Consider the following 22229-nt stretch of genomic DNA (forward strand, 5'->3'; position numbering starts at 1 on the left):
CCTCAAATAAGGAGACGCATGATGACCGCCAACATCAGTCGCCGGACCCTCCTCGCAGCGACCGGAACGGCCGCCCTGGTCGGCACCGCAGTTCCCGCGTACGGAGGAACGACCTCACCAGCCGATCAGCTCAAGGGCGGCTGGAAGCCAGACCGTCACGACAAGGCCCTGGTCGGCCGCTGGGCGCGCGACACCTGGCGCAGCCTGGTCGCGATGACCGACGAGAAGACCGGCCTGCCCGCCGACAACATCGGTGCCTCGGTCACCGACCCGGTCCGCAGCCAGTACACGTCGCCGACCAACATCGGCGGCTACCTGTGGAGCACGGTGGTCGCCCGCGAGCTCGGGATCATCTCCCCGCACGAGTCGCTGCGCCGCCTGACCCAGACCCTCACCACGATGACGAAGGTCGACCACCACGAGCCCAGCGGCATGTACTTCAACTGGTACGACGAAGCGACCGGCGAGGTCCGGTACGTCGATCCCGACGGGACCCGGCCGATCACGCCGTTCGTGTCCAGCGTCGACAACGGCTGGTTCGCGGCCGCGCTGATGGTGGTCCGCAACGCCGAACCGCGGGTCCGCCGGCTGGCCGACGGGCTGCTGGGCAAGATGAACTTCGCCTACTACTACAACCCGGACGCCCGTCCGGGCGTCGGTGCCGGCCTGATGCGCGGCGGCTTCTTCGAGACCTCGCCGCCGGACGAGGAGACCGACAAGGGCAACCACGCCGGGACCGGCCCGGACGTGTACTACCGCAAGTTCCACTACGACACCTGCAACACCGAGGCCCGGATCGCGCCGTACATCGGGATCGCGCTCGGTCAGGTGCCGCGCGAGCACTACTTCGCGACGTACCGGACCTTCCCGGAATCCTGCGACTGGTCGTGGGTCGAGCAGCGGCCGGTCGGCGTGACGCGGAACTACCTCGGCATCGACGTGTTCGAGGGCAGCTACGCCTACCGCGGCATGCGGCTGGTGCCGTCGTGGGGCGGCGACATGTTCGAGTCGCTGATGCCCGACCTGTTCGTGCCCGAGGGGACGTGGGCCAAGCGGAGCTGGGCGGTCAATCACCCGCTGACCGTGCGCGCGCACATCGAGCACGGGCTGAAGGAGGCGAAGTACGGCTACTGGGGCTTCTCGCCGGCCTCCAACCCCAAGGGCGGCTACAGCGTGTACGGCGTGGACGCGATCGGCATGGACCCGAACGGCTACCCGTCGGACCTGGAGGCGACCAACTTCGACGCCGGGTTCGAGGGCTGCCGCGACGGCGTGAACCCGACGCCGGCGTACGGCGACGGCGTGGTCACCCCGCACGCGGCGTTCCTGGCCATGCAGTACGCGCCGCGGCAGGCGATCGACAACCTGGCCAAGATCGAGTCCCGCCTGAAGGCGTACGCCGGCGGCGGGTTCTACGACTCGGTCGCGGTGAAGTCCGGGCTGATCGCCAAGCGCTACCTGTCGCTGGACCAGGCGATGGTGATGGGGGCCATCGGCAACGTGTTCGGCAACGACGTGATCCGGCGCAACTTCAGCCGCGGCGCGGTCGAGCGGCGGGTCAAGCCGCTGATCGCGATGGAGCAGTTCACCGCCGGCCTCGACTGACAACCACCACGGGAGATTTTCGTATGCAGAGCGATGCCAAGGCCGACTGGGACGCGCGGATCGCGGTCCGCAGCGACGAGGTCCGGGAGTTCGGGTTCCCGGACCTGGACCCGCCCAAGGAGGTGAGCGCGGTCGGTGGCGTCGGCCAGGTGACGGTCGACTGGTCACTGGTCCCCGGCGCGGTCGGGTACCTGATCTTGCGCGGCCTCGAGGACGGGCCGCTGGAGCCGGTCGACCACCACAGTGGCGACGTGCTGTCCGTGCCGCTGCCGCCGTACGTGGACACCACCTGCACACCCGGTACGCCGTACAGGTACGCCGTGGCGAGTGTGCCGGAGGTGACGGTCGCCGGGCGGGCCAGTGAGGTCGTCGGAGCCGTGCCGCTGGTCGCTGACGGGTCGGTGCCGGTGCTGCAGGTAGCGGTGGACGCTCACGCCGAGGGGGTCGAGCTGCCGAAGCCGTGGGTGCCCATGGTCGGCAGCGAGCGGCTCAGCCAGCTGCTGTGCACCGACCTGAGTGGTGGCCGGGAGATCGGGCCGGAGCTCGAGCAGGCGCTGCGGCGGATGCACGACGACATCGGTGTGCGCACGGTGCGGGCGCACGCGATCTTCCACGACGACACCCGGGTCTACACCGAGGTCGACGGCTCGCCGGTCTACGACTTCACCGTGGTGGACGCGATCTACGACAAGCTGCTGGGGCTCGGGCTGCGGCCGGTGGTCGAGCTCGGGTTCATGCCGCGCGATCTGGCGTCGGACCCGAGCAAGACGGTCTTCGAGTACGGCGCGATCATCTCGCCGCCGCACTCGTACGAGCGCTGGGGCGCGCTGGTCCAGGAGTTGGTGCAGCACCTGGTTGAGCGGTACGGGCTGGACGAGGTGCTCGGCTGGGACTTCGAGGTGTGGAACGAGGCCAACCTGGAGGTCTTCTGGTCCGGCACCAAGGCCGAGTGGATGCGCCTGTACGACGTCAGCGCGGCCGCAGTGAAGGCGGTGGACCAGCGGCTGGCCGTCGGCGGCCCCTCGTCGGCCGCAGCCGGCTGGGTGGACGACCTGCTCGCGCACGCTGCTTCGGTGGGGTCCCCGGTGGACTTCGTGACGACGCACACCTACGGGAGCCCGCCGCTCGACGTACGGGCTTCGCTGGAGCGGCACGGCTTCGGCGACGCGCGGATCCTGTGGACGGAGTGGGGCGTCACGCCGACCCACTTCAACCCGATCAACGACTCGCTGTTCTCCGGGGTGTTCCTGCTGCGCGGCATGAAGTCGGCAGCCGGGCGGGTGGACGCACTGGCCTACTGGGTCGCGTCCGACCACTTCGAGGAGCTGGGCCGGCCGCCGCGGCTGCTGCACGGTGGCTTCGGGCTGCAGACGGTCGGTGGGTTGCCGAAGCCGCGCTTCCACGCGATGTCGCTGCTGAGCCGGCTGGGCCCGGTGGAGCTGCCGGTAGCCGTCGACGGAGACGGTGCGGGCAGCCTGGTCGAGGCCTGGGCGTCGCGGGACCGCGACCGGGTCGCCGTACTGCTGTGGAACCTCACGCTGGACCAGACGAAGGCTGCGGGCGACGCAGACCTGGCACGCACCGTGGAGCTGTCGGTGCCGGGTGTGGACGACAGCTGGACAGCTACGGCGACCTACCTGACCCCAGGCGAGTCAGGCGACCTGGTCGCGGCAGCTGGTGCTCTGGGCGTGGGCGACTGGCCCACCTACGAGCAGTGGACGCAGCTGGCCGCGCACTCGGTGCTGAAGAGCGAGCGCGTCGCGAGGGACGGCGACACCGTGCGGCTGACGCTGTCGATGCCGTCCGCCGTGCTGGTGGAGTTCCGGCCGGTCTAGCTGAGAGGCGTGGGGCGGCCCGGCTGTTCGCCGCCCCGCGCTTCCAGGTACGAGTTCTTCGGGACCATCACCTTGCGCTTGAACAGGCAGACGACCGTGCCGTCCTGCTTGTAGCCCTTGGTCTCGACGGCCACGACGCCGCGGTCGTCCTTGGACTTCGACTCCCACTTGTCCAGCACGACGGTCTCGCCGTAGATCGTGTCGCCGTGGAAGGTCGGCGCGACATGCCGCAGCGACTCGATCTCCAGGTTCGCGATCGCTTTGCCGCTCACGTCGGGCACCGACATACCGAGCAGGATCGAGTAGATGTAGTTGCCGACCACAACGTTCTGGCCGAACTGCGTGGTGGTCTCCGCGTAGTTGGTGTCCAGGTGCAGCGGATGGTGGTTCATGGTCAGCAGGCAGAACAGGTGGTCGTCGTACTCGGTGACCGTCTTGCCGGGCCAGTGCTTGTAGACCGCACCGACCTCGAACTCCTCGTAACTGCGCCCGAACTGCATCCGTGCTCCTTCCGGTTCCGGCCCATGCTGCCCGGTCCGGCGGACCACCGCACCTCTCAAGCCAGTGGTATTGCTCTCACTGACTCAGTTCGACTGTTCGGGCAGCCGCGGCGTGACCTCGCCCTTGAGGGCCAGCTTGGCCAGGTGGTTGCGGGCCTCTTCGGCGAACTTGAAGTCGCAGAGCACGTCGTACGTCGTCGCCACCACCGCGGTGCGCGAGGTGAAGTCGCGGCGGCCGCCCAGCTGGGCGTAGCCGATCGCGCCGAACGCCATGCCGAAGACCGCGCCGAGCACGACACCCGTGACCAGCGCGGCCAGCCAGCCACCGTCGGTGGTGAACAGGCCGAGCAGGACCCCGACGAACAGGCCGAACCACGCGCCGCTGGCCAGACCGGCGGTCAGCGCCCGCGCCCAGGTCAGCCGGCCGGTGATCTTCTCCACCTGGCGCAGGTTGTTGCCGACGATGGTGGTGTGCTCCACCGGGAACTTCTCGTCCGAGAGGTAGTCGACTGCGCGCTGCGCCTGCAGGTAGGTGTCGTAGGTGCCGATCGTCAGTCCCGTCGGACGGGGGTCCATCGAGGGCATGCGCTGGGTGGTCATCGTCGTTCCTCTCCGCTGTTGCTTCCATCCCATCATTGCCGACGCTTGGTAAGGACAGCGCGGCAGCCACACCGGCGGGGCGTTGATAGCCTCGCGTCGATGACCGGACGAAGGTGGGACATGGGCGCCTCCCGGCGCGTCGGGCGGGTGTTCGCCCGGCGGTCCGGCGGCACCGCCGTCCCCGAGGTTCCGGAGTTCGACCTGGTCGGCAGCGGCAAGCTGGACGGCGCACTGGTCGACTGGGCCTACTACCGCGACGGCCGGCGCGACACCCACGACGGCGACTACGTCGACGCCCTGCAGCGGGCCCGGCGGGGTGAGGGCTACGTGTGGATCGGCCTGTTCGAGCCGAACGAGCACCAGCTGGCCGTGATCGGCCGGCAGTTCGGCCTGCACGCGCTGGCGCTGGAGGACGCGACCGAGGCGCACCAGCGGCCCAAACTCGAGCGGTACGGCGAGACGCTGTTCGCCGTACTGAAGACCGTGCGGTACGTGCCGCACGACGACCTGACCGCCACCAGCGAGGTGGTCGAGTCCGGTGAGGTGATGGTGTTCTGCGGCCCCGGCTTCGTGATCACCGTGCGGCACGGGGACCACGGCGAGCTGACCGGGCTGCGGCAGGAGCTGGAGAAGGAGCCGAAGCGACTGGCGGCCGGGCCGGGCGCGGTGCTGCACGCGATCGCCGACCACGTGGTCGACAGCTACCTGGAGGTCGCGGCGGCCGTCCAGGCCGACATCGACCAGATCGAGATCGAGATGTTCAGCCCGCGCGGCTGGCGCAACATCGACCGGGTGTACCAGCTCAAGCGCGAGGTGCTGGAGCTGAAGCGGGCGGTCGCGCCGCTGACCGGGCCGATGCGCGCGCTGGCCACCCTGCGGCACCCGATGATCACCGACGAGACCCGGGACTACTTCCGCGACGTCGACGACCACCTGCTGCGGGTCAAGGAGCAGGTGGTGTCGTTCGACGAGCTGCTCAGCTCGATCCTGCAGGCCGGCCTGGCCCAGGTGCAGGTCTCGGAGAACGAGGACATGCGCCGGATCTCGGCCTGGGTGGCGATCATCGCCGTGCCGACGTTGATCGCCGGTGTCTACGGGATGAACTTCGACAACATGCCGATCCTGACCACGCGGTACGGCTACTACGTCGTACTCGGCGGGATGCTGGTCGCCTGCACCGTGCTCTACCGGTTGTTCAGGAAGAACAACTGGTTGTAGCTGTTGTGCTACCTGGCGTGCCTTTGGTTGAATGCGAAGAGCGTCTGCTGGGGAGGACCTGTGCTCCGCATCCACTTCACCCCGCGCGATCTCGCCCGGGTGACGATCTCGACCAAGCCCGCCCCGCTGTGGGAGATCCTGCTCAGCCTGCACATGCTGCAGCACTCCGACGGGCGGCTGGTGTTCGACGACTGGCGCAAGCACGTCCGGACCAAGGTCGCGCCGGACCAGATGCGCCTGCTGCTCGAGCTGATGCCGGCCCGCGGCTACTCCCCCGACTTCCTGACGCCGGCCGACTGCCCGTCGGACTTCGACAGCGCGCTGGAGAAGGCCCTGTCGACTCCGCAGCAGCAGGTCCGCTCCGAGCTCGACCTGCTCAGCAAGTACCGGCCGGTCTCGCCGTGGACCCGTGAGCTGGCCCAGGGCGACCGCTCGGCGATGCGGAAGCTGGGTCACGCGATCCGGACGTACCACGACGCCGCCATCGCGCCGTACTGGAGATCGATCGGTACGCATGTGGCGGCCGACCAGGCACACCGCGGTGACGCGCTCGCCCGGCACGGGGTGGACCGCCTGCTTTCGTCGCTGCACCCTCGGGTCCGCTGGGTCGCGCCCGTGCTGCAGGTGCTCGACATGAACGACCGCGACTTCTATCTGGACGGCCGCGGCATCGAGCTGCAGCCGTCGGCGTTCTGCTGGCAGGTGCCGACCAAGCTGCGCGACCCGGGGCTGAAGCCGATCCTGGTCTACCCGATCCAGCACGCGCCGGGCATCCTGCGGCAGTCCTCCGACGCGGGCCGGCCGTCCGACGCCCTCGGCTCCCTGCTCGGCTCCACCCGGGCAGCGGCGCTGGAGGCAGCGGTCGAAGGCTGTACGACGACCGAGCTGGCCAAGCGCTGCAGCATCTCCCCCGCCGCAGCCAGCCACCAGGCGACCGTGCTGCGCGAGGCCGGGCTGATCACCACCCGCCGAGCAGGTGCGTCGGTGAAGCACGAGGTCACCCAGCTGGGCATCTGGCTGCTGTCCGGGTACGGCTCCGGCGGGCTGCGCCACGACAAGCGGCCGGCCCCCACGCCGTAGCCCGTCAGCTCTGCACGTCGGCCAGCAGGCCCTCGACCTCGGCGCGCAGGTTGTCCAGCAGGCCTTGGCCGTGGTCGTCGATCAGCTCCAGCGCGTAGGTCCACGCCTGCTTGGCGGCGGCGTCGTCCGTGCCCTGCCACGCGCGGCCGAGCCGGACCTGCGAACCGACCGCGGCGGCCGGGCTGCCGATCCGCAGGTTCAGCATCACCGCGGCCGCGAACCGTTCGGTCGCCAGCTCGACCTCGCCGAGCCCGACGTACGCCTGGCCGAGGGTGTCGTTGACGAAGCACAGCGGCCGCAGGTCGGTGAGGTCCTTGCAGATCCGGACGCACTCGATCGCGGTCAGCCGCGCCTCGGCGTACCGGCCGGACTCGTTGTAGGTCATCGCCAGGTTGTTCAGCAGTCCGGCCGTGGCGTGGTCGTCGCCCTGGGCCCGGGTGATCTCCAGGGCCGCCCGCTGGTGCTCGACGGCTTCGTCGTACTTGCCCTCGAGCTGCCGCAGGAAGCCGAGGTTGCCGCGGACCAGCGCGATGCCCGCCGGGTTGCCGATCTGGGTGAACATCGCCAGTGCGCTGACCAGCTCCGCCTCCGCCTGCACCAGGTCACCGCGTGCGCCGTGGCTGGTGGCCAGCTGGTTCGTCGCGAGCGCCGCCAGCATCGGGTGGCCGACCTGTCGGGCTGACTCCACCGCGACCTGCTGGATCGCCAGTGCCTCGTCCGGACTCACCAGCCGCGACAACGCGTTCCACAGCAGCAGTCCTAGCCGTGCGGCCTGGGCGTGCATCCCCCGCGCGGCACCACCGACCACCACCGCCATCAGCCCACGCAGCTCGAGGTCGAACCACGCCCGCGCGGCCGGCTGGTCAGCAAACGTCAGCGGGACCGTCCCGGGCAGCGGCTGGTCGACGTAGTGCAGCTTGCGGGGCTCGCCGAGCACCAGCCGCGCTGCAACCGCCGACTGCACCGCCCAGTCCAGCAACCGCTCCCAGGCCGCATCGACGTCGTCGGTCGCCTTCACCAGTTCCTCTGCCGCGTAGGCGCGCAGCAGGTCGTGCAGCTGGAACCTGTTGGCACTGGTCTCCACAGCGAGGTGCAGGTCGGTCAGTCGCCGCAGCAGCTTGCCGGCAGTCCTGTCGTCGTGGCCGGTGAGCGCTGCCGCCGACTGCGGGGCGAACCGCCGTCCTGGATAGATGCTCAGCATCCGAAAGAACCGCGCTGCCTCCGGGTCGAGCGTCCGGTACGACCAGGAGAACACCGCGCGCAGGTCGGTCGCCGGGTCGTCGCTCGCGTCGAACGCGTCCAGCTGGTGCTCGGTCAGCTCACCGACAAGCTCAGCCAGCGCTGAGCCCGACCTCCTGGCCACCTGCTCGGCCGCGATCACCAGTGCCAGCGGCAGGTGGTTGCAGCGATCCGCCAGCTGGTCGAGCAGCTGCACGCTTCCCGAGTCCGGCAGCCCGATTCGGCCGGTGAGCAGGCTCCTGGCGTCAGCAGTCGACAGCTGGTCGACCGCTACCTGCCGAGCGCCCTCCCGCGCGACCAGGCCACGCAGCCTGCTCCTGCTGGTGATCAGCACGACTGCGCCCATTCCTGGCAGCAGCGGCCTGACTTGCTCGGCGTTGAGCGCGTTGTCGAGGACCAGCAGGACACGCTGGTTGGCGAGCGTGGACCGCAGCAGCGCACTCCGTCCGTCGACCTCCGCAGGGATCTGCGAAGCCGGTACGCCGAGAGCGTGCAGCAGATAGCCCAGCGCCACCGAGGGATCCACGGGTGCGCCCGGCCCGTAGCCGCCCAGGTCCACGAAGAGCAGCCCGTCCGGGAACTGCTCGGCGGCCAGATGACTCCAGTGCACAGCCAGGCTGGTCTTCCCGACGCCGCCTGGTCCGTGCAGGACCACTGCGACCGTGCTCTCCGGGTCACGGCCGGCCAGTACGCCGTCCAGCTCGGCCAGGACCTCCTTGCGACCGGTGAAGCCGAGTACGTCGGACGGCAGCTGGCTCGGTGCGACCCGGCGGGACGACCTGGTCCGCGTCCCGTTCAGCTCGTCGAAGACCGTGCGTAGCTCGGCGCCGGGGTCGACACCGAGGTCGTCAGCGATGCGGTTGCGCACTTCGTCGTACAGCTCGAGTGCTTCCGCCGTACGGCCGCTGCGGGCGAGCAGGCGGAGGAAGCGCGCCCAGAGGGACTCCCGCAACGGGTACGCCACGGTGAGCCGGCGCAGCTCGGACAGCTCCTCGCCCCGGTTCTGCGGTGACCGTTCCAGCGAGCGCAGGTCGAAGCGACGCTCCACTGCGGCCAGGTACTGCTCCTCGAGTCGCGGCAGCTCGACCGTCTCCAGCCAGTCGGACCGCACACCGGCGAACGGCCGACCACCCCACAACGCCAGGGCCTCGTCGATCGCATCCCGCTCCTCCACGCGCTCGACGGACTGAGCAGCCGCCCGCAGCAGCCGGGCAAACCGCAGTACGTCGACCTGCTCGGGCTCCACGCGCAGGCTGTACCCGGCCGGACCGGTCGTCACCAGCTCGGCCCCGACAGCCCGCCGGAGCCTGGTCATCAACGTATGCAGGCTCGGCCCGGCGTTCGCCGGCGGCGCCTCACCCCAGATCCGCTCGACCAGCAGCGCCGTCGGCACGCTGTCGCCGGCGGTCAGCGCGAGGATCGCGAGCAACGACCGCAGCCGGTCCCCACCGAGCTCGACCGAGCGGCCGTCCAGCTGGACCGAGACAGCACCGAGCAACCGGATGGCGACCTGCGGCCGCTCCAGCCCTCGTGCCGTCATCTCTCTCCGCTTCCCCAGCCGCAGCCCGGAGGATATCGCGTGGGAACGATTTCCAGCCATCGGTGGACACCCTCGGTGACGAGTCGTGACAGCGGTTTCCCGTCGGGCTGCCTGATCGTGCACGGAACGTGTGCGACGTGGCCGGTGACAGGAAGTTGACAGGTGGTCCCTTGCACGATGGTGGTGGAGAGAGGAGTACCTGTCGTGCTGCGGATTCATTTCACCAGTCAGGACCTGGCTCGGACCACGCTCGCCGAAGAACCGGACCCGCTGTGGGAGGTGCTGCTGAGCCTGCACCAGCTGCAGGTCCAGGACGGTACTGCCCACTACGGCCACTGGCGCGAGCGGACCCGCCGGCAGCTGCCCCGGCCCGCTTCCCGGCTGCTGCACCTCGCTCCCCCGCGCGGCTACTCCCCTGACTTCCTGACCCCCGCGCAGCACACCGGCACCTTCGACGAGGGAGTCGAGCGAGTGCTGTGCACCTCCCGCGGCCGCTTCCAGCAGGAGCTCCAACTGCTCTCCGTACGGCGTCCTGCGTCGAGCTGGACGCGGGAGCTGGCCCACGGCCGCGGCGAGGCGGTCAAGGGCCTCGGCCAGGCCATGCACACCTACCACCAGTCGGCCATCGCGCCGTACTGGGAGTCGATGCGGACCATCGTCCGTGCGGATCACCAGCAGAAGGTCAGCCACCTGTCAGGCGCCGGAGTGGACCGGCTGCTCGGCCACATCCACCCAGCCGTCCGCTGGGAGTCCCCGGTCCTCACTGTCGACGGGCTGCCGGACTCGGACCTGCACCTGGACGGCCGCGGCCTTCGCCTGCAGCCGTCGGTGTTCTGCTGGCGTACGCCGACCAAGCTGCTCGACCCGAACCTGCCGCCGGTACTGGTCTACCCGGTCAAGCAAGGCGTGGGCGCACTACGGCGCGGCACAGCCGAGCAGCGGTCACGCCCGCTGGCCGCACTGCTCGGCACCACCCGCGCAGCCGCGCTGGAGGCGATCGCAGACGGCTGTACGACGACCGAGCTGGCCCAGCGCTGCAGCATCTCGCTGGCCGGAGCCAGCCGCCAGGCAGGCATCCTGCGCGAGGCCGGACTGATCACCACGCGCCGGGCGGGCCAGGCCGTGCGCCACGACCTGACCACCCTCGGCCGGCTGGTCCTCGACGGCTGCGGGGCGCCGATCGGATGACCGGGCCCGGCAGTCGCAGCGCCGTCAGACCTGGTCCTGCCGCGTGCAGCTGGTCAGAGCTTGTAGTCCTCGAGCAGGCGCCGGCCGATGATCATCCGCTGGATGTCGGCCGTGCCCTCGCCGATCAGCAGCATCGGCGCCTCCCGGTACAGACGCTCGATCTCGTACTCCTTGGAGAACCCGTAGCCGCCGTGGATCCGGAAGGAGTCCTCCACGACCTGCGAGCAGTACTCGCTGGCCAGGTACTTCGCGACGCCGGCCTCGAAATCGTTGCGTGAGCCGGCGTCCTTCTTCCGGGCCGCCTTCACCATCAGCTCGTGCGCGGCCTCGACCTTGACCGCCATGTCGGCCAGCCGGAACAGCACCGCCTGGTGCTCGGCGATCTTCTTGCCGAACGTCTCCCGCTGCTGGGCGTAGGAGATGCCGAGCTCGAAGGCCCGCCGGGCCACGCCACAGCCGCGCGCGGCCACGTTCACCCGGCCGACCTCGACGCCGTCCATCATCTGGTAGAAACCCTTGCCGGGCACGCCGCCGAGGATCTGGGCGGCGTCGATCCGGTAGCCGTCGAAGATCAGCTCGGTCGTGTCGACGCCCTTGTAGCCCATCTTCTCGATCTTGCCCGGGACCGTCAGGCCCTGGTCGACCTCGCCGAAGCCCGGCTCCTTCTCGACCAGGAACGTGGTCATGTTCTTGTAGACCGAGTCCTGGCCCTCGTCGGTCTTCACCAGGACGGCGACCAGGTTCGACGAGCCGCCGTTGGTCAGCCACATCTTCTGGCCGTTGATCGTGTAGCTCTCACCGTCCTTGACGGCCTTGGTCTTGATCGCGGAGACGTCGGAGCCGCAGCCCGGCTCGGACATCGAGAACGCGCCGCGCACGTCGCCGGTCGCCATCCGCGGCAGGTACTTCTGCTTCTGCTCGTCGGTGCCGTGCTGCAGCAGCATGTACGCGACGATGAAGTGCGTGTTGATGATGCCGGACACGCTCATCCAGCCGCGGGCGATCTCCTCGACGCAGAGCGCGTAGGTGAGCAGCGACTCGCCCAGGCCGCCGTACTCCTCGGGGATCATCAGCCCGAACAGGCCGAGCTCCTTCAGCCCCTCGACGATCTGGGTCGGGTACTCGTCCTGGTGCTCCAGCTCGGTGGCCACCGGCAGGATCTCCGCCTCGACGAAGGCCCGGACCGTCTTGAGGATCTCCTCCTGGACGTCGGTCAGTCCCTCGGTCTGCTGCAACCTGCTCATCTCGGCGGCTCCTCGGCTCGATGCTTACTCGCGAGTATCGCGACTACCCAGCATCCCGGTACACCCCGACACCCGCTGTGACACCGACCACCTGATTCCCGTCAGGTGCCTCACGCCCAGTACGCCGACTGGTACTACTCGTCGGAGTCGCGCTCCTCGTTGTCGCCCTGGCCGTAGCCGGAGCGGCCCAGGTCGCGGTTGACCGCGGCGATCAGCACGAACTGCTGCGGTGTCGGCTGCCACTGGCCGCTCCGCTGTGCGTTGCCGAGCCTGCGGAGCGCACTGCGGTACTGCTGCGCGGCCTCTTCGTCGTCGTCCTCGCCGAGCGCCTTGGCTGCCTGGTCCAGGTCCTTGGCCGCCTCGCGCACGGCCTTGCTGCCCTCGCCCTGCCGGCCTTGGCGGAGCAGCTGGGCCAGCGTCCGCAGCTGACCCACCGTGCCGGTCTCCGCCGGCTTCGACGGCGACTTCTTGGGGGTCTTCTTCGGCGACGGGGTGACCTTGGGCTTCGGCGTCGGAGTGGGTGTCGCCTTCGGCTTGGTGGTCACCTTCGACGCCACGGTCGGGGCGACGGTCGGCGTACCGCCTGCTTGGGCCGGCGGGTCCTGGGAGACGCCTTCACGCAGCAGGGCCGCGGCCATCACGCCGACCACCAGTACGGCGGCACCGACGAGCACCTTGGTGAACAGGGAGCGCCGCTCAGGTGCCACGTGGCTGGTGGTGCGGGCTTCGACGGGCGCGCCCAGCAGTTCCTCTTCCAGCGGAGGAGGAGTTGGAGCAGCAATCGGCAGTACCTGAGTTGAAGACCCACTCAGGAGAGCCAGGACAGCTGCTGAGGACGACGGGCGCTGGGCGGGGTCCTTGGCCAGCATCTGCTCGACCAGGCCGGCCAGGCCGGGCACCTCGTCAGTACGCCGTACCGGCGGGACCGGAGCCTCCAGGTGCTGGCGGAGCACGCCTTCGACCGTGTCGGCGACGTACGGCGGGACGCCTTCGAGCAACTCGTACAGCACGCAGCCCAGCGAGTACCAGTCGCTGGCAGTCGTGGCGGCGCCGCCGGTGACCTGCTCCGGGGAGATGTAGGCCGCCGTACCGAGCAGGACCTGTCCGGTGGCGCCGTTCAGGCCGCCGGCGTGGGCCAGGCCGAAGTCGGTGATCTTCAGCGTGCCGTCACCGGCCAGCAGCAGGTTGGCGGGCTTCACGTCGCGGTGGATGATGCCGGCGCCGTGCGCAGCGTCCAGCGCGCGAGAACCCTGTACGGCGATGTCGGCGACCAGCTTGGTGCCCGGCAGACCCTTGCTGCGCATCAGCTGGGCCAGGTCGGTGCCGGTCACCAACTCCATCACCAGGAACACCTGGTCGTCCGCGGCGCCCACGTCGTAGGTGGCGACGACGTTCGGGTGCTGCAGCCGGGCGGCGGCCTGGGCCTCGATGCGGAACCGCTGGACCTCGTCCATCGGGTCGCCGTCGAGCGCGCGCAGCAGCTTGATCGCCACCGGGCGCGCCAGCACCGTGTCCTCGCCCCGCCAGACCTCACCGGCACCACCTCGCCCTAGCAGGCTGAGCAACCGGTAACGCCCTGCGAGTACCTCGCCGTTCACACCAACACCCCACAACAGTCAGCTTCGGCCGGATCGCCGCCTTACCTTAGGTGGCCTCCGGCCGGTAAGCGAGCCGTCGGACGCCGTACTGGACGGTCTTAACCTGCTCCTGTGGACAGAACCGGTGCCGATCGCCACGGCGCGTACTAGGTTGATCGCATGAAGCGATCACTTGTCCCTGCTCTGATCGCGACGACCTTGCTCGCCGCGACGCTGACCACGACGCCTGCCTCGGCCACGCCCGCCGCGCCGTCCGGCCGTCCCGCCCCGACGGTGAAGTGCGAGTTCACCCCGACACCGGAGAACCCGGCCGCCCGGCCGGTCACGGTGCCGAAGGCGACCGCGAAGGCCGAGGGCACCGTCGACGTCTTCTTCGTCACCAACTACGGCCCGTTCGTGGTCCGGATGAACCGCGCGACCGCACCGTGCGGCGTGCACAACTTCGTGCACCTCGTGCAGAGCCGGTTCTACGACCGGACCCAGTGCTTCCGGCTGACCAACTCCGCGCGCCTCGGCGTGCTGCAGTGCGGCGACATCTACCGCCAGGAGGAGGGCGGCCCGGGCTACAAGTTCCCCGACGAGGTCGACGGCACCGAGACCTACCCGCGCGGCACCGTTGCCTACGGCAACCAAGGCCCGGGCACCAACGGCAGCGAGTTCTTCGTCGTGCACTCGTTCGCCAACATCGACCCGAACTACACCGTGCTCGGCAAGGTCACCTTCGGCATGTCCACCTTCGACCGCATCGTCGCGGCCGGCATCGCCGACCCCGACCAGGACGGCCCGCCCACCCGCCCGGTCCGCATCCTCAAGGTCCTGACGCTGGGCCGCTGAGCCCGCCGTAGCGTCCGAACAACCGCGATGCGTCCGAAGACCCGAGCGCTATAGCCTCGGGTTCTTCGGACGCATCGGCTTTCTTCGGACGCATCGGCTTTCTTCGGACGCATCGGCTTTCTTCGGACGTTGGAGGTCAGTCGGTCGGGGGCTGCCAGATGTTCGTGCGGGTCATCCCGGCCGCCCGGCCCTTCGCCGAGATGACCAGCGCCATCTTGCGCGAGGCCTCGTCGATCATCTCGTCGCCGAGCATGACCGCACCCCGCGCGCCGCCGGCGGCCGAGGTGAAGTGGTCGTAGGCGTCGAGGATGTTCTCGGAGTGGTCGTAGTCCTCCTGCCGCGGCGAGTAGACCTCGTTGGCGGCGGCGATCTGGTCAGGATGCAGGACCCACTTGCCGTCGAAGCCGAGCGCGGCCGAGCGGCCGGCGACGCGGCGGAAGCCGTCGACGTCCTTGATCTGCAGGTACGGGCCGTCGATCGCCTGCTTGCCGTGAGCGCGGGCCGCCATCAGGATCTGCATCAGGATGTAGTGGTAGGCGTCGCCGACGTCGTACCCGGGCGGCTGCTCGCCGACGACCAGCGACTTCATGTTGATCGAGGCCATGAAGTCGGCCGGCCCGAAGATGATCGTCTCGACCCGCGGCGACGCGGTGGCGATCGCGTTCACGTTGGTCAGCCCGAGCGCGTTCTCGATCTGCGCCTCGATCCCGATCCGCCCCGGCTCGTACCCGTGCACCTTCTCCAGCTGGGTGAGCAGCAGGTCCAGCGCGACCACCTGCTCGGCGGTCTGCACCTTCGGCAGCATGATGCAGTCGAGGTTCGCACCGGCACCGGCGACGACCTCGATCACGTCGGCGTACGTCCACTCGGTGGTCCAGTCGTTCACCCGGACCACGCGGACCTTGCTGCCCCAGCCGCCCTCGTTCAGCGCGGCGACGATGTTCTTGCGGGCGTCCACCTTGGCGATCGGCGCGACCGAGTCCTCCAGGTCGAGGAACACCTGGTCGGCGTCCAGCCCCTTCGCCTTGGCCAGGAACCGCGGGTTCGACCCCGGTGTCGCCAAGCAGGACCGCCTGGACCGCAGCGCCTTGGTGGCCGTCTCGTCACCCATCGCCTACCCCTTCCAGAGAAGGTGGTTACCCACCGGTTTCACGAGAGCGTACGGCGAAACGGCGGCGGGGCCGGTGACCCGGCTCACGTCGGCACAGGATGTGGCCGGATTCACCGGACCGAGCCGCTGGTCGGCGACCGGTCAGCGCGCTCGGCATCCGCCCGGCGAGGGCTGTGACAGTCTTGGAGCGTGACGACGGACGAGGCCGTGGCGGAGATCGCCGGCGTGATGAAGAAGGCCGGACTGGTCTGGCTGTCCTGGGGTGGACGGCGGGCCGTACCGGCCTGGTTCGCCGCGGTCGACGGCGCGTACGTCGTACTGGCGGACCGGGACGGCAGTGCTGAGCAGCCGCTGCCTGGACTGGTCGACGCGGACGCGGTTGAGGTCGTCGTACCGGCCAAGCCGGCTACTAGTCGCCTGTCTGGGTGGAGTGCGACCGTACGGCGGCTGGAGCCCGGCAGCGAGGAGTGGACCGCTGCAGCTCAGGTGCTGCGGACCGAACGCCTCAACGCCGCCGGCCTGGGCAACCAGCTCGACCGCTGGCAGACGCAGGCCGACCTGCTCGTCCTGGAGCCCACCGGCACCATCACTGCGGCGTACGACGACGCGCACCCCGCAGTGACGCCCCCAGAGACCTCCGCCACGACCAGAGGCAAGCGCCCGATCACCCTGCACCGCCGCGCCTCCCGACGCCCCAAGCTGAGCTGACAAGCCTCAGAGCCAGCCCCGGTCCCGCGCGTGCCAGCCGAGCTGGAGGCGTGACCGCGAGTTGGTCCGCTCCATCAGCAGCTGGACCCTGCGCGCGACAGTCCGCCGGCTGATCCCCAGCCGGACCCCCGCCGCGTCGTCGGTCAGACCGGCCACCAGCAGCGACAGCAGGTACCTGTCCTCCGCGGACATCGAGTCCTCCGCCAAGAGCGTCTTCTTGGCCGTCACCACCAGCGGACTGGCCCGGGACCAGACCGTCTCGAACAGCGCGACCAGGGCGTCCAGCAGACCGCACGGGTGGACCAGCAGCGCAGCGTCACGCGCCGGAGTGGCCCAGTCGAGCGGCAGCAGCGCCAGCTCCCGGTCCGCGACAGCCAGCTTGGTCGGCAGGTCGTCCACGATCCGCGCCTGCTCACCGGCCTGCACGTGACTGACCGCGCTGGCCGCCAGCAGCTCGTCGCTGAGCGCACTGCTGTCGTACACGACCCGATAGGCGACGCCCTCCGCCTGCCGGGCGAGCTGCGTCCGGTTCACCTCGGCCGTCGCCGCGTACGGCGGTGCGACCAGCTCGCGCATCTGCTCCCGGGCCGTCCGCTGCACCCGGTCGAAGGCCAGCCCGACCGCTGTCTGGCCGGACACGATCTCGATGAGCTCCTCGGTCCGCCGGTCGCTGGCCTGGTTGTACGCCGCGGCAGTCAGCCGGTACGCCGCCTCGCGGACCCGCTCGAGTTCCTCCTCCTGCCGCTGGACCAGCTGCTCCACCGCGAGGTCAGGCGGCACCGGCACCACCAGCTCACGCGGCGGGGGCGTCCGGTGCACGAACCCCTCCCGCTGCAGCGCGTCGACGGCCCGCAGGACGTCCGCCTCCGACAGCCCGACCCGGTCGGCCAGCTCCTGCGCGGTCGTCGAGCCCTGCCGGATCAGCGCCAGGTACGTCGCCTCGTTCTCGGTCCCCAGTCCAGTGGATCTCAGCATGCCCAGCCCCATCCGCCCTGACCCCGGCCACCCCGTCGGACCGGCCCGAGGAGTCTAGAAACCGTTTGCCGAGTTGGCACCCCGCCGTCCAGGGGACGACACGACCCCTGGCCGAGGCAACCTGTTCGGACCGGGTCCCGTACTTGTGATCGTCAACTGATCCGGCGACGACGGGACGCGCAGATGCTGGGCAACCACCTGCTGGGCAAACAGCGGCGGGACCAGGAGTTCTCCGAGTACGTCGCGACCAGGCGGTCGCGACTGGTCGGCACCGCGTACCTGCTCTGCGGGGACCGCCACCAGGCCGAGGACCTGGTCCAGACCGCGCTGGCCAAGCTGTACGTCGCCTGGCCGCGGGTCCGGCGCTCGGACGGCGCGGACGCCTACGTCCGGCGGATCCTGGTCAACGCCGGGATCGACGCGAGCCGGCGGGCCTGGCGGCGCGAGCACGCGTCCAGCGAGCTGCCGGAGCAGCCGGTGGACGAGGGGCTCGGCCTGGAGGACCGCGACGAGCTGATGGCGGCGCTGAGCACTCTGGCGGCCGGCCAGCGGCGGATCATCGTCCTGCGCTTCTGGCTGGGCCTGTCCGTCGAGGAGACCGCCGCCGACCTGCAGATCACCACCGGCACGGTGAAGAGCCAGTCGTCGAAGGCCCTGCAGAACCTCCGAGGTCAGTTGACCGACCCCCGACTCGCAGAACTGATGGAGGACGCGTCATGAACGAGCACGACCTGCAGGAGCGGATGACCCGTACGACGGCCTGGACCGACTCGCTACCCGCCGATCCCGCTGCTGACCTCGCCCGCGGGCGGCGCCGCTTGCGCCGCCGCCGCGCCGCTGTCGGAGCCGGCAGCGCGTTCGCTGTCGCTCTGGTTGCCACGGGTGGGAGCCTGGCGAGCACGCACTTCGGCGGTACGACGGACCCAGCAGGGTCCGCACAGGTGGAGCGGAGCCTGCCCGGGGGGAGCGTCTCGCTCCGGGCCGACGGGAGCTACGTCATCCAGCAGACGCCGGGCGGGCCGTCGTCCACGTGCACTCCGACGCCGGCGACGGCTCCCGCGACCCGTGGACCGGGCAAAGTCGGACCGATCCTGCCCGACTCCAACCAGATCGACGTCCTCGCGTCGTACGCCGACCCGGACCGCCGGCACCTGGTCGGCCACTCGGTCGTCGAGATCGTTCCGGGCCAAGGCTTGTGCGGCGGCCTCGGCGACGGCTCGGCCGGGGAACGCTCCGACTGGAGCGAGGCCGGCGGCCTCGGGTGGGCCGAGGTGACCGTGATCCCCAAGGACCGGCACGAGCCGCCGAACGACGGCGGCATCCCGCACCCCCGCGCGGACGCCTGCGGCCTGATGGACGACCGGTCGACCTTCACCAAGTGCTGGGTGACCACCACCCCGAAGGGCGAGCAGGTCCGCGTCGGCACCCGAGGCAAGCAGGCGTACTGGGCCGGCTACGTCCGTCCCGACGGCCAGTTGGCGATCGCCACCGTCGAAGGCGACGGCCGCCGAGCCGACCCCGGCACCCTCGGCCCCGACCCGACCAAGGTGACCCCCGTCGAGGAGCCCAGCATCACCCTCGCCCAGCTGGTGGCCACGGTCACCGACCCCACCCTGGACACCGCCCGCTGACCCACCCGAGGCAGTCCCACCTCCCCGCCCTGGCCTGCGCGCATTCGGCCGGGGCGGGGTTCCCAAGTCGGCGGGAGGCTGGTGGAGTCCGGCCTCCCGCCTACGTTCCTCCCGCCGAGTGCCCGTCGTACCAGGGAAGTCGACACGGCCTCGGGAGGCACTGTGTGCGGGTGGGGCCGCCTCGGGCGGTTAGCCTCGGGGCATGAGCGGATCTCCGGCGCGTGTGTACGTGGCCCGGCTGGCCGGGTTGCCCGTGTACGACCCGAACGGGGACCAGGTCGGCAAGGTCCGCGACGTCGTGGTGATGCTGCGGCAGCAGGACACGCAACCGCCGCGGGTGCTCGGGCTGGTGGTGGAGGTGTTCACCCGGCGGCGGATCTTCCTGCCGATGACGCGGGTGACCTCGGTCGACGTGGGCCACGTGATCACCACCGGGCTGCTGAACATGCGCCGGTTCGAGCAGCGGGCGACCGAGGTACTGGTGCTCGGCGAGCTGCTGGACCGGACCGTGACGATCCGCGAGACCGACGCGTCCGCGGTGGTGTTCGACCTGGCGATGGAGCAGTGGCGGACCCGCGACTGGGTGCTGTCGAAGGTCGCCGTGACCGAGGGCGCCAAGCGGTTCCGGCGCCGCGGGCAGTCGCACGTGCTGGACTGGGCCGACGTCAGCGGGTTCGCGCAGACCGAGGAGGCCCAGGGCGCGACCCACATGCTGGCCGCGTTCGACACGATGAAGCCCGCGGACCTGGCCGGCGTACTGCACGAGCTGTCGCCCAAGCGGCGCAAGGAGATCGCGTCCGCGCTGAACGACGAGCGGCTGGCCGACGTACTGGAGGAGCTGCCCGAGGACGACCAGGTCGAGATCCTGGCCGGGCTCGACACCGAGCGCGCGGCCGACGTCCTGGAGGAGATGTCCCCGGACGACGCCGCCGACCTGATCGCCGAGCTGCCGACCGAGACGGCCGAGCGGCTGCTGACGCTGATGGAGCCGGACGAGGCCGAGGACGTACGACGGCTGCTCACGTACGAGGAACGCACGGCGGGCGGCCTGATGACGTCCGAGCCGGTGATCCTGCCCGCGGACGCGACGGTCGCCGACGCGCTCGCCCACGTGCGCAACGCCGAGCTGAGTCCGGCCCTGGCCGCGATGATCTACGTCTGCCGGCCGCCGCTGGAGACGCCGACCGGCCGGTTCATCGGGATCGGGCACATCCAGCGGCTGCTGCGCGAACCGCCGTCGGCGCTCGTGTCCGGCGTACTGGACACGGATCTGGACGGACTGCGCCCGGACGACGGGCTGCAGGCTGTCAGCAAGTACCTGGCGACGTACAACCTGGTCGCCGCTCCCGTGCTCGACGACGAGGGCCGCCTGCTCGGCGCGGTCACCGTGGACGACGTACTGGACCATCTGCTGCCCGACGACTGGCGCGGATCCGCGCACCTGGAGGTGGACCGGGATGCCCCGTGAGGACCGCGACGACCGCCGGAGCAACAGGTCCGACGACCGCCGGCCGGCTCGCTCGGAGGAACGCCGGCTGACCCGCCCGGCCGCCGACCGCCTCGACGTCCCGCGCGAACTGCGCCGCACGCTGGTCCGGCGCCGCGCGTACGACGCGGACGCCTTCGGCCGGCTGTCGGAGCGGATCGCGCGCTTCCTCGGCACCGGGCAGTTCCTGGTCTACATGACCGCGACGATCGTGTTCTGGGTCGTCTGGAACATCTTCGCGCCGGAGAACCTGCGCTGGGACCAGTACCCGTTCATCTTCCTGACCCTCGCGCTCAGCCTCCAGGCGTCGTACGCCGCCCCGCTGATCCTGCTCGCCCAGAACCGCCAGGAGGCCCGCGACCGCGTCCAGTACGAACGCGACCGCGACGTCGACGCCCGCTCCCGCGCCGACATGGAGTTCCTCGCCCGCGAAATGGCATCGCTGCGCATGTCCGTCGGCGAGGTCGCCACCCGGGACTTCCTCCGCTCCGAACTACGTTCCCTCCTGGCCGAACTCGACAAGGACCGCGAGGACGACCGGGTCTGAGCTATCGGCCTTGGGGACGGTGATAGTTCAAGCTCTGGTTAGGGTTGCCTTGCCGGACTCAGGTCACAGTGGACCGTGGTGGGGCGGTTGTGGGTGAGCACGTAGCCTGTGTGCATGGCTCCCTCTGCTGACCAGGTGACCGCTGCGCTCGGGTCGGTCATCGATCCCGAGATCAAGAAACCGATCACCGAGCTGGGCATGGTCGAGTCCGTCGTGGTGAAGACCGACGGCGTGGTCGCGGTGAAGATCCTGCTGACCGTGTCCGGCTGCCCGATGAAGGACACGCTGCGGCGGGACACGGTCGCCGCGGTGAGTGCGCTCGACGGCGTGACCGCGGTGGAGGTCGAGCTGGGGGTCATGTCGACCGAGCAGCGCGCGGCTCTGCAGACCCAGTTGCGGGGTGGGGTCGCGGAGAAGGAGATCCCGTTCTCGCGGGCGGACTCGTTGACGAAGGTGTTCGCGATCGCCTCCGGCAAGGGCGGCGTCGGCAAGTCGTCGGTGACGGTGAACCTGGCGGTCGCGATGGCGGCCAAGGGGCTGTCGGTCGGCGTACTGGACGCGGACATCTACGGGCACTCGATCCCCGCGATGTTCGGGATCGCCGACGAGAAGCCGACCGCGGTCGACGACATGATCATGCCGGTGCCCGCGTACGGCGTGAAGGTGATCTCGATCGGCATGCTGAAGCCGAAGCGCGACCAGGTGGTCGCCTGGCGCGGGCCGATCCTGGACCGCGCGCTGGTGCAGATGCTGGCCGACGTGTACTGGGGCGACCTCGACGTCCTGCTGCTCGACCTGCCGCCGGGGACCGGCGACATCGCGATCTCGGTCGGCCAGCGGCTGACCACCGCCGAGGTCATCGTCGTGACGACCCCGCAGGAGGCCGCCGCCGAGGTGGCCGAGCGGGCCGGCACGATGGCGCAGATGGTGCACCAGCGCGTCGCGGGCGTCATCGAGAACATGTCGTTCCTGCCCTGCCCGCACTGCGGCCCCGAGCACCGCATCGAGATCTTCGGCACCGGCGGCGGCCTGCGCGTCTCCGAGACCCTCTCGGCCCGCCTCGGCTACCCGATCCCCCTGCTCGGCGAGATCCCGCTCGACGAACGCCTCCGCAGCGGCGGCGACCTCGGCCAGCCCCTGGCGATGTCCGACCCGGACACCCCCGCCTCCCAGGTCATCGTCGACATCGCCGAACGCCTCGGCGGCAAACCCCGAGGCCTCCTCGGCCGCCAACTCGGCCTTTCTCCGGTCGGCCGCTGACAAACCAACGCAAAGGGTCGTCCACGTGAG

General features: G+C 70.2%; 19 protein-coding genes. 12 read left to right on the forward strand and 7 right to left on the reverse strand.

Features of this window, described 5'->3' with window-relative positions:
• The first annotated feature begins 21 nt into the window (after window positions 1-21).
• Window positions 22-1605, forward strand: coding sequence for a glucoamylase family protein (locus tag HDA39_RS19965; protein ID WP_184797197.1), 1584 nt, complete (start codon window positions 22-24; stop codon window positions 1603-1605).
• A 23-nt stretch (window positions 1606-1628) separates the two neighbouring features.
• A complete protein-coding gene (locus HDA39_RS19970) occupies window positions 1629-3440 on the forward strand; it encodes a GH39 family glycosyl hydrolase (RefSeq protein WP_184797199.1) in 1812 nt (603 codons plus the stop codon).
• On the opposite strand, the gene HDA39_RS19975 is transcribed toward HDA39_RS19970, so the two are convergent.
• Together HDA39_RS19975 and HDA39_RS19980 are read right to left on the reverse strand one after the other, a co-directional pair.
• Entirely contained in the window at window positions 3437-3940 is a 504-nt protein-coding gene (locus HDA39_RS19975; protein WP_184797201.1) for a MaoC family dehydratase, read from the reverse strand. The two genes, HDA39_RS19970 and HDA39_RS19975, sit on opposite strands and share 4 nt — an antisense overlap.
• An 84-nt stretch (window positions 3941-4024) precedes the next feature.
• A complete protein-coding gene (locus tag HDA39_RS19980; protein WP_184797203.1) occupies window positions 4025-4540 on the reverse strand; it encodes a YflT domain-containing protein in 516 nt (171 codons plus the stop codon).
• A gap of 99 nt (window positions 4541-4639) precedes the next feature.
• Here HDA39_RS19980 and HDA39_RS19985 point away from each other — a divergent pair, with 99 nt between their 5' ends.
• Window positions 4640-5758, forward strand: coding sequence for a magnesium and cobalt transport protein CorA (locus HDA39_RS19985; RefSeq protein ID WP_238356102.1), 1119 nt, complete (start codon window positions 4640-4642; stop codon window positions 5756-5758).
• Between the two features lie 60 nt (window positions 5759-5818).
• Window positions 5819-6838: a helix-turn-helix domain-containing protein gene (locus HDA39_RS43755; protein WP_184797205.1), complete on the forward strand. Its 1020-nt coding sequence runs from the start codon at window positions 5819-5821 to the stop codon at window positions 6836-6838.
• A 4-nt stretch (window positions 6839-6842) separates the two neighbouring features.
• On the opposite strand, the gene HDA39_RS19995 is transcribed toward HDA39_RS43755, so the two are convergent.
• Window positions 6843-9617, reverse strand: a complete 2775-nt coding sequence (locus HDA39_RS19995) for an AfsR/SARP family transcriptional regulator (protein ID WP_184797207.1) — start codon at window positions 9615-9617, stop codon at window positions 6843-6845.
• A 204-nt stretch (window positions 9618-9821) separates the two neighbouring features.
• Between HDA39_RS19995 and HDA39_RS20000 the strand changes: the two genes are divergently transcribed.
• Complete coding sequence (locus HDA39_RS20000; protein WP_184797209.1) at window positions 9822-10805, forward strand: helix-turn-helix domain-containing protein; 984 nt, start codon at window positions 9822-9824, stop codon at window positions 10803-10805.
• Between the two features lie 53 nt (window positions 10806-10858).
• Here HDA39_RS20000 and HDA39_RS20005 read toward each other — a convergent pair whose 3' ends face one another.
• Window positions 10859-12049 carry an acyl-CoA dehydrogenase family protein gene (locus tag HDA39_RS20005; protein ID WP_184797211.1) on the reverse strand — a complete coding sequence of 397 codons (1191 nt, stop codon included), beginning with the start codon at window positions 12047-12049 and terminating at the stop codon, window positions 10859-10861.
• 134 nt (window positions 12050-12183) lie between these two features.
• A complete protein-coding gene (locus HDA39_RS20010; RefSeq protein ID WP_337925810.1) occupies window positions 12184-13647 on the reverse strand; it encodes a serine/threonine-protein kinase in 1464 nt (487 codons plus the stop codon).
• A 159-nt stretch (window positions 13648-13806) separates the two neighbouring features.
• Here HDA39_RS20010 and HDA39_RS20015 point away from each other — a divergent pair, with 159 nt between their 5' ends.
• Window positions 13807-14481, forward strand: coding sequence for a peptidylprolyl isomerase (locus tag HDA39_RS20015; protein WP_184797215.1), 675 nt, complete (start codon window positions 13807-13809; stop codon window positions 14479-14481).
• Window positions 14482-14617: 136 nt separating this feature from the next.
• On the opposite strand, the gene HDA39_RS20020 is transcribed toward HDA39_RS20015, so the two are convergent.
• Window positions 14618-15592 carry an HpcH/HpaI aldolase/citrate lyase family protein gene (locus HDA39_RS20020; protein ID WP_184797217.1) on the reverse strand — a complete coding sequence of 325 codons (975 nt, stop codon included), beginning with the start codon at window positions 15590-15592 and terminating at the stop codon, window positions 14618-14620.
• A gap of 189 nt (window positions 15593-15781) precedes the next feature.
• Here HDA39_RS20020 and HDA39_RS20025 point away from each other — a divergent pair, with 189 nt between their 5' ends.
• The gene (locus tag HDA39_RS20025; RefSeq protein ID WP_184797219.1) at window positions 15782-16300 is read left to right on the forward strand and encodes a hypothetical protein; all 519 of its coding nucleotides are present in this window, start codon (window positions 15782-15784) and stop codon (window positions 16298-16300) included.
• Between the two features lie 6 nt (window positions 16301-16306).
• On the opposite strand, the gene HDA39_RS20030 is transcribed toward HDA39_RS20025, so the two are convergent.
• On the reverse strand, window positions 16307-17275 hold the full coding sequence (locus tag HDA39_RS20030; RefSeq protein WP_184797221.1) for a winged helix-turn-helix transcriptional regulator: 969 nt from the start codon (window positions 17273-17275) through the stop codon (window positions 16307-16309).
• 183 nt (window positions 17276-17458) lie between these two features.
• On the opposite strand from HDA39_RS20030, the gene HDA39_RS20035 reads away from it, so the two are divergent.
• The 5 genes from HDA39_RS20035 to HDA39_RS20055 all read left to right on the forward strand — a co-directional run bounded on the left by HDA39_RS20035 (window position 17459) and on the right by HDA39_RS20055 (window position 22199).
• Complete coding sequence (locus tag HDA39_RS20035; protein ID WP_184797223.1) at window positions 17459-17995, forward strand: SigE family RNA polymerase sigma factor; 537 nt, start codon at window positions 17459-17461, stop codon at window positions 17993-17995.
• Window positions 17992-18906 carry a hypothetical protein gene (locus HDA39_RS20040; RefSeq protein WP_184797225.1) on the forward strand — a complete coding sequence of 305 codons (915 nt, stop codon included), beginning with the start codon at window positions 17992-17994 and terminating at the stop codon, window positions 18904-18906. The genes HDA39_RS20035 and HDA39_RS20040 overlap by 4 nt, the downstream gene beginning before the upstream one ends.
• A gap of 202 nt (window positions 18907-19108) precedes the next feature.
• Window positions 19109-20374, forward strand: a complete 1266-nt coding sequence (locus HDA39_RS20045) for a magnesium transporter MgtE N-terminal domain-containing protein (protein WP_184797233.1) — start codon at window positions 19109-19111, stop codon at window positions 20372-20374.
• Entirely contained in the window at window positions 20364-20939 is a 576-nt protein-coding gene (locus HDA39_RS20050) for a DUF1003 domain-containing protein (protein WP_238356103.1), read from the forward strand. The genes HDA39_RS20045 and HDA39_RS20050 overlap by 11 nt, the downstream gene beginning before the upstream one ends.
• Window positions 20940-21053: 114 nt before the next feature.
• The gene (locus HDA39_RS20055) at window positions 21054-22199 is read left to right on the forward strand and encodes an Mrp/NBP35 family ATP-binding protein (RefSeq protein WP_184797235.1); all 1146 of its coding nucleotides are present in this window, start codon (window positions 21054-21056) and stop codon (window positions 22197-22199) included.
• The last annotated feature ends 30 nt before the right edge of the window (window positions 22200-22229 follow it).

The sequence above is a fragment of the Kribbella italica genome (assembly GCF_014205135.1).
In the GTDB taxonomy this organism is placed as follows: domain Bacteria; phylum Actinomycetota; class Actinomycetes; order Propionibacteriales; family Kribbellaceae; genus Kribbella; species Kribbella italica.